This window comes from Almyronema sp., from assembly GCF_052168255.1.
GTDB classification, from domain to species: domain Bacteria; phylum Cyanobacteriota; class Cyanobacteriia; order Phormidesmidales; family Phormidesmidaceae; genus Sphaerothrix; species Sphaerothrix epifaneia.
Genome location: NZ_JBQLZL010000028.1, coordinates 1 through 6,391 on the forward strand (window position 1 = coordinate 1; position 6,391 = coordinate 6,391).

At 49.3% G+C, this 6,391-nt stretch carries 10 protein-coding genes; 5 read left to right on the forward strand and 5 right to left on the reverse strand.

The genetic code is table 11. From position 1 onward, the window contains the following. The 3 genes from ACTS3T_RS05025 to ACTS3T_RS05035 all read right to left on the reverse strand — a co-directional run. Positions 1–221 (reverse strand): hypothetical protein (locus ACTS3T_RS05025; protein WP_462934824.1); only part of this gene is annotated, 221 nt, incomplete at its 3' end. Positions 222–454: 233 nt separating this feature from the next. Further along, entirely contained in the window at positions 455–958 is a 504-nt protein-coding gene (locus tag ACTS3T_RS05030) for a hypothetical protein (RefSeq protein WP_462934825.1), read from the reverse strand. A gap of 166 nt (positions 959–1,124) precedes the next feature. Beyond that, positions 1,125–2,105: a glycosyltransferase family 9 protein gene (locus tag ACTS3T_RS05035; RefSeq protein WP_462934826.1), complete on the reverse strand. Its 981-nt coding sequence runs from the start codon at positions 2,103–2,105 to the stop codon at positions 1,125–1,127. Between the two features lie 156 nt (positions 2,106–2,261). Here ACTS3T_RS05035 and ispD point away from each other — a divergent pair, with 156 nt between their 5' ends. Beyond that, entirely contained in the window at positions 2,262–2,951 is a 690-nt protein-coding gene (ispD, locus tag ACTS3T_RS05040) for a 2-C-methyl-D-erythritol 4-phosphate cytidylyltransferase (RefSeq protein WP_462934827.1), read from the forward strand. Positions 2,952–3,114: 163 nt separating this feature from the next. Here ispD and psb30 read toward each other — a convergent pair whose 3' ends face one another. After that, entirely contained in the window at positions 3,115–3,234 is a 120-nt protein-coding gene (psb30, locus tag ACTS3T_RS05045; protein WP_462934828.1) for a photosystem II reaction center protein Ycf12/Psb30, read from the reverse strand. Positions 3,235–3,357: 123 nt separating this feature from the next. On the opposite strand from psb30, the gene ACTS3T_RS05050 reads away from it, so the two are divergent. From ACTS3T_RS05050 to ACTS3T_RS05060, 3 genes are all read left to right on the forward strand, one after another. After that, complete coding sequence (locus tag ACTS3T_RS05050; RefSeq protein WP_462934829.1) at positions 3,358–3,708, forward strand: YkgJ family cysteine cluster protein; 351 nt, start codon at positions 3,358–3,360, stop codon at positions 3,706–3,708. Between the two features lie 116 nt (positions 3,709–3,824). Continuing rightward, positions 3,825–4,253: a TMEM165/GDT1 family protein gene (locus ACTS3T_RS05055; RefSeq protein ID WP_462934830.1), complete on the forward strand. Its 429-nt coding sequence runs from the start codon at positions 3,825–3,827 to the stop codon at positions 4,251–4,253. Between the two features lie 42 nt (positions 4,254–4,295). Beyond that, positions 4,296–4,580 carry a TMEM165/GDT1 family protein gene (locus ACTS3T_RS05060; protein WP_462934831.1) on the forward strand — a complete coding sequence of 95 codons (285 nt, stop codon included), beginning with the start codon at positions 4,296–4,298 and terminating at the stop codon, positions 4,578–4,580. A 108-nt stretch (positions 4,581–4,688) separates the two neighbouring features. Here the strand turns inward: ACTS3T_RS05060 and ACTS3T_RS05065 are convergent, their stop codons facing one another. Next, positions 4,689–5,117: a hypothetical protein gene (locus ACTS3T_RS05065; protein ID WP_462934832.1), complete on the reverse strand. Its 429-nt coding sequence runs from the start codon at positions 5,115–5,117 to the stop codon at positions 4,689–4,691. A gap of 540 nt (positions 5,118–5,657) precedes the next feature. Here ACTS3T_RS05065 and ACTS3T_RS05070 point away from each other — a divergent pair. After that, positions 5,658–6,236, forward strand: a complete 579-nt coding sequence (locus tag ACTS3T_RS05070) for a DUF2808 domain-containing protein (protein WP_462934833.1) — start codon at positions 5,658–5,660, stop codon at positions 6,234–6,236. Positions 6,237–6,391 lie beyond the last annotated feature (155 nt).

The window sequence follows — 6,391 nt, forward strand, 5'->3', positions numbered from 1 at the left end:
GGCTCTGTGCCCGCAGGGTTGTTGCGGGAATCGTTGGTACTGTACGGCTCAGTTCCAGGGGGGTTGGTAAGGCCATCGGTGCTGTCTAGCGTATCGCTGGTATCGATTTCGCTAGGCGTGCTGTTACCTTGTACGGCTTCTTGAGCGATCGCCCGTGTGGCTAGCCCACCCACAAAAAGCAGGCTAATTAAAGAAAGTTGTGAAAGGAGGCGAGTTTTCATAATGGTTTTTAATCTGGCTGGGTGAGATGTGCTTACTACCTACTTTGCCGCTTTGGGAGGGGAAAAGCATGGGGAGAAGGGAGGAGGCGGCACTGCTTCGCAGGAGTGATTTTGGCCAGCTTTAAGCCTCTGGCGGAAGAAAGAGGCGGGCTATTAGGTTAGGTTCAAAGCCAAGCAAAAAGGCTATAGCCGAAGCTATAGCCTTGCAATCAATCGATGTTATCGGGCGATCGCTAAATTTCGTCTAAATCAGTTTCATCGACAGGTGGCGGCGATTTTTTGACCGTGGCTGAAATTTGAGACACATTGGCTGGGGCAGGTTCAACAGACGGTGGCCCAGAAGCTTGCGGCTTAGCCACAGGCGGCGCTGCTTTTGGAGGGTTGTATTCGATGCCAAGCTGTTCGCTTGCCTGCGCCAGCAAAAAAGCAGCGCTGTTACTGCTGGCTTCTAAAAGAGATTGTCCGGCTGAACTGAAAAAAGGTTTGGCTTCCTCAGGTTCGGCGGGTTTTTCGCCTAGGCGTTCGTACCAGTTGCGAAAGTCTCTGCCGAGTTTTTTAGCATATTCGCCTAGCCAAGCTGCTAAGACAAAAACCAGGCAGATCAAGAGCCAAATTAGCTGAGCTGTCTCTCTTAAAATTTCCCAAGTCAGAGCCAGGGCTTTTTGATAAGTTGCTGCTGTTTCGGCAGCAAAAACGAGTTCCCAGAGTTTAGAGGCTTGTGCCCGAATTCGATCCATAAAAGCTTTATTTAAGTGTAAGTGGCTTAATTTATCGCATACAATCTTACGCGATCGCGCAGAATTGACTCCAGTATAAAAGCAGAAGCAAGGACTGGAACTGAACCAAAGATCAATTTTACGAACCGCTACTGACCTTGAGCAGGTTCATTGGGGAGCAGCGAGGCTACTCACTCCAGACTTTTTTCAACACATCTTGCGCCGAAATGTCAGCGACGCGATCGCTTAAAGAAGTAATTGCCAAAAAGCGCGTCTCGGCGTCAGCTTCACTCACAGGCGGCAAACGCTTAACCGGATCGGTATTACCAAAGAGAGCCAAAGCGAATACTTTTAAGGCCACAGCCAGTTGCAAAACATCGCTGTCTGGACAAATGACCAGATCAGATCCAGCGACGATCGCGGCCATTCGGCCAACGTTGGTGGGCTGAATCACTTTAATGGCGGGCGATAGCTCACTCAGCGTACTGGCTAGCAAACCGTTCGTGCTATCTTGCAAAAACACAAGCGGTAAGTTCGGCTGGCGTCGCTGAAAGTCTTCAACGATGGCCTGCCACGATTCAATCGGGTAAAACGAGTTGCTAACTTTACCGCGTGAAGCGGTGTTGGGGCCACCGTAAAGCACCACGTAACCCGTATCTTTGAGTCCCAAGCTTTCGCGGATCTGCTCAGCCCAAGCCAAATCACTTTGCGGCACGCTGAGGTTAGTGGCTGGACAAGCCCCGGTCAGGTTGAGCGCTTGCAGGAGATCATGGTTGTGGTGGGCTTGATACTGAGCGGCCTTAGCTGGAACCGAATGGGTGAGAAAAATACCGCTAGAGGGATTTGCGTAGCCAATGCGGGTGGGAATGCCGCTCAGCCACAGCAGCAGGCCAACGCTCCAGTCTTGGCTGGTAGAAAGCACGACTTCATATTCGCGATCGCGGATAATACCCAGCAGGTTGGCCCAATCAGCCGGACTATTACTTGCTGGAAAATCGAAGAGAATGGTTTCGCTAACCGCTTTAGATACTCGATAAGCAGCCTGCGCTCTGGGTTCGACAACGACATCAATCTCCGCCTTAGAATAGGCTTGCTTGAGGTCATCCAGAGTCGGGAAAAACAGGATTTGATCGCCGATCCCGCCAGGGACTAGAGCCAGTACTCGCATAAGATATGGTTACGCTTTTCGCCAAATATTTTAGTGGAAGCTGGACAGACTATGTCCAATAGCACCCAATAGAAGCCCCTCAATTTTCTCAGAAAGACTGAGCGTTGGGGTGAAAATGGTTGCTGAATCGCTATAGAAATTTCTACGAGGTCATTTGTGCATTTTTTAATTCCTGCGGCTGGGATGGGACGGCGCATGGGCAGCGATCGCAACAAAGTCTTGTTATCTGTTTTAGATCGCCCTTTAATTGCTTGGAATCTGCTAGCGGCTGAGCAGGCTGAACAGGTTAGCTGGATTGGTATCATCTGCCAACCCAACGATCAAGATATGCTATCTCAAATCGTTGATCGGCTAACTTTAACCAAACCCGTTACTTTCATCCCAGGCGGTGAAAGCCGCCAAGAATCAGTCTTTAACGGGCTACAGGCTTTACCGACCGCAGCCCAACGGGTGTTGATTCACGATGGTGCCCGCTGTTTAGCCACGCCAGACTTATTTAATCGCTGTGCGGCTACCCTGCAAACTTGCTCTGGACTGATTGCAGCTATTCCTGTCAAAGATACTATCAAGGTTGTCAATGAGCAGGGTGTTATTCTCGACACGCCCGATCGCCGAAATCTCTGGGCAGCTCAAACGCCGCAAGGATTTGAAGTCGCTTTACTCAAAGCCTGCCACGAAAAAGGTCAGCAGCAGGGCTGGAGCGTAACTGATGACGCGGCTCTGTTTGAAAAATGCGATTTACCTGTTCGCATTGTTTTGGGTGAAGAAACCAATCTCAAAGTTACGACCCCGGTTGATTTAGCGATCGCGGAATTTATTTTGCGCCAGCGCCACAGCCTGACTTAAGCACTTTCAGCCCTTAAAGCAAAAGATCCTTGCGCAGAGCAAACAAGGATCTTTTCGAGCAAGCAATACAGAGGGCATAGAAGAAGCGATTTTAGCCTAACCCTGGGTTGAGGGATAAGCTAATTCACCGATTCGGAGTGAATGAGGTTAGCTTGGCTACAAGCTACAGATCGCCACCGCGTGCCGCTAGCAAAAAGACAATGACTGGCCCCGCAATCACAATCATCGCTAGCATGGTTAGCTGAGCAATCAGCTCAAAATTAATATTGCTTAAAAACTCCATTTATCCTCCCAAACAGACAAGATTATTAAGTATGCAGGCTCCAATTCTCAGCGTCATTTTACCTGCTAACGAACCCCAAATTTTAAGTAAATTTACAAAATTCTAAGGAGACGCCTGTAATTTATGGCTACCTGGCAATGTGTCAAAAATTGTGGAGCTTGCTGCCATCTTGCCCCGGAAGAACGTCCCGATCTAGCAGACTACCTCAACCCAGCGGAACTGGAGCTTTACCTTAGCTTGGTAGGGGCTGATGGCTGGTGCGTTCACTACAACGCTGAACGGCGTGAGTGCGAAATTTACCGCGATCGCCCGCGCTTTTGCCGGGTGGAAGCCGATACTTTTGCCCAAATGTATGGAATCGCTGCCGATGAACTCAACGAGTTTGCGATTGAGTGCTGTCAGCAGCAGATTAGTGGCGTCTACGGCGACAACAGCCCAGAGATGGATCACTTTTGTCAGGCGATCGGTTCTTAGGCATTGCTGATTGGTGCGGTTTTGCAGATAATGAAAACAAAATGAAATGCAAGCCAACCCATCGCAAGCTGTTAAACGGCTCAGTCTAAAGCGTGATCCGCTCAAACTTATCTTTCTTGGTTGTGAGTTCTGATTTGAATTCGTCTTTGCCTGACGTTAGCCCCCCCCAGCCAGCCGCAGCCGATAGCTCAGGGCTGAGTGACTCAAACAAAATGTCTGAAGCGGCGGCTACTGCAGAACCCAAAGCTGTGGGCAACAAGCCCAAAAACTTCTGGGGTGTTTTCTTGTCTACATTTATCACCATTTTTTTGGCTGAAATGGGAGACAAAACCCAACTGACGACGCTGCTAATGGCGGCTGAGTTTCATGCCCCGTGGGTGATTTTTGTCGGGGCAGGCAGTGCCCTTGTTGCCACCAGTCTAGTCGGCGTTTGGGTGGGGCAGTGGCTAGCCAAGCACATCTCTCCTCAAATGCTCGATCGGGCGGCTGGGTTGACGTTGCTGGCTATTACGCTGGGCTTACTGTGGGACTTGTGGCAAGTGTAGAACCGTCACGCCGTTATTGGTGATTTCTCAAGAGAGTAGTTTATGGATTGGAACTTACTCAGCCTTAGCTTTGTGGCTGTTTTTCTCTCAGAACTAGGGGATAAGAGCCAGTTTGCTGCGATCGCGCTGAGCGGGTCTTCTCGCTTTCCCAAAGCCGTTTTTTTAGGGACAGCCGCAGCGTTGCTTTTGGCTAGTTTGATTGGCGTTTTGTTAGGTGAGGGTACCGCTCAGCTACTGCCGACTCGCTGGGTGAAGTTAGCTGCCGCCGTCGGGTTTGGCATTATGGCTATTCGTTTGCTCTGGCCGACCGCAGACACTGAGCAATAGCAAAAAACGAGGAAGGTTAAAGAACGTTCCTCGTTTCCAGTTTGTCAGCCATGATTGAGGGCAATGCCGGGTGATGAGAGGTGGCAATCAGCCCCCGGCAAAAATTGTCTAGCGGGCATTTTCTAGAGATACAACGTCGCGGTAGCAAAACCGCAGCAGCAACACCGCCGCCGCTAGTTTTAGCATTTCAAGCAGCCAATACAAGCCGTGGAGTTGATTCATGCCTGCGGGGATGGCGGTAGCGCTTGACTGTAAGGTGTTTAAAGACAGGCTCAAGGCACTCATTTCGGGAGCGAGAAAATAGGTATACGTCATCGCGATCGCCAATAACAAGCCTGACAACCCTAAAGCCCAGCGACTTTGACTACCGCTACTCAAAACGCTGAACTGATCACGCCCTTGGCGCAGCACCAGTACCCCTGTCAAAATACAAGCTGCACACAACACTTCAATGCGGTTAAAAACCCAAAATAAGCCATAGCCCAAGCTACCAAAATCGGGTTGGCTCATCATGCCAGCACCATACATACTCGGCATAATGACAAAATCAAGAACCAGGCTAGCGCTCAACCAGAAAGCGGATAATGCAAAGACTATAACCTGCCAATCAAGAGGCTTTGAGCGATTTTGAGAAGTCGCATTCATAAGACTAAATAGTTGAAAAATAATTCGATGATGACAACTCCAGCGTAACGAATTCTGCTCAAGCTAACTATGAATTCTCATTACGAGAAAACCGTCTATTGAGGAACGGTTAATCCTCAAGAAAAAGTATTAAAAAACAATACAAAAAGTAAAGCAAATTAGATGCAGCGATCGCTGTGATCTGTTTTCTAAAATAGAAGTAATCTCTCCAAAATTTCTCGCTTAGTTGCTCAAGATAGGGCAATTGGCTCAAGCAAGTCTTTGGCTTAAACACGAACTGCTCGTTTGCCCCTTGCTTAGCGTGCGGTTAGTTAAAGGGTGAGACAGCCTTCAGCCTCACGCGTCAGTGCTTGCTTGATGCAGGCTTGTTTACCCTTTGGCCTTTAAATTTCGATCGTCTGAATTCCAGTTGAAATCTGCAAAGAACTACTTATGAAAGCTAAAACGTTTGCGCTAGGGTTGGGGTTGTTACTGGGGGCTGTGACTCCAGTTTCATTGCCGCTGTCGGCCTCGGCTGTGCAGCTAATTGACGGGGCGATCGCCTTTGTGCAACCGCCGCAACTGTTAGAAGCAACCACAACCCGTAATCGCGCTCAAACCCGCAACGCCACCTATTATTTCACCTTAGATTTGCCCGCCGCTGCCGGAGAACCTCTAGCAAAAGTGGTGATCGAGCAACAAAATTCCCGACTGACCAGCGATCTCCGCTTTCAGCTAGGCGAAAGTATCGCCTTTGAAGGATATCCTAGAGGTTCGCGATCGCCCTTGACGCTCAGCAGCGTTACCCAAGACGAAGACTCGGAAGCCATTACATTTGCATTTGATCCCCCCATTCAGCCCGGACGGGTCATCACCCTTAGCCTAAATCCAGTGCGCAATCCTCGCTGGGGGGGAACCTATCTCTTTGGGGTAACGGCGTTTCCTGCTGGTAATTCAGTTAATGCGCAATTTACTGGCTATGGCCAGCTTCGCTTCTACGACACTGATAACGATTCTAATTTTCAGCCTTAGCCGAAGCATACTCAGCGCTAATCGCTAGATCAAGCTCAATGCAGACGGCAGACGGCAAAATGCAAGGTTTTCTGTAGAGGCTTTCAGCCGTATTAAATGTCTTATACCAATTCTTCAAAAGAAAGGTAAAGATGAGACTGACGAAACGTATGCAG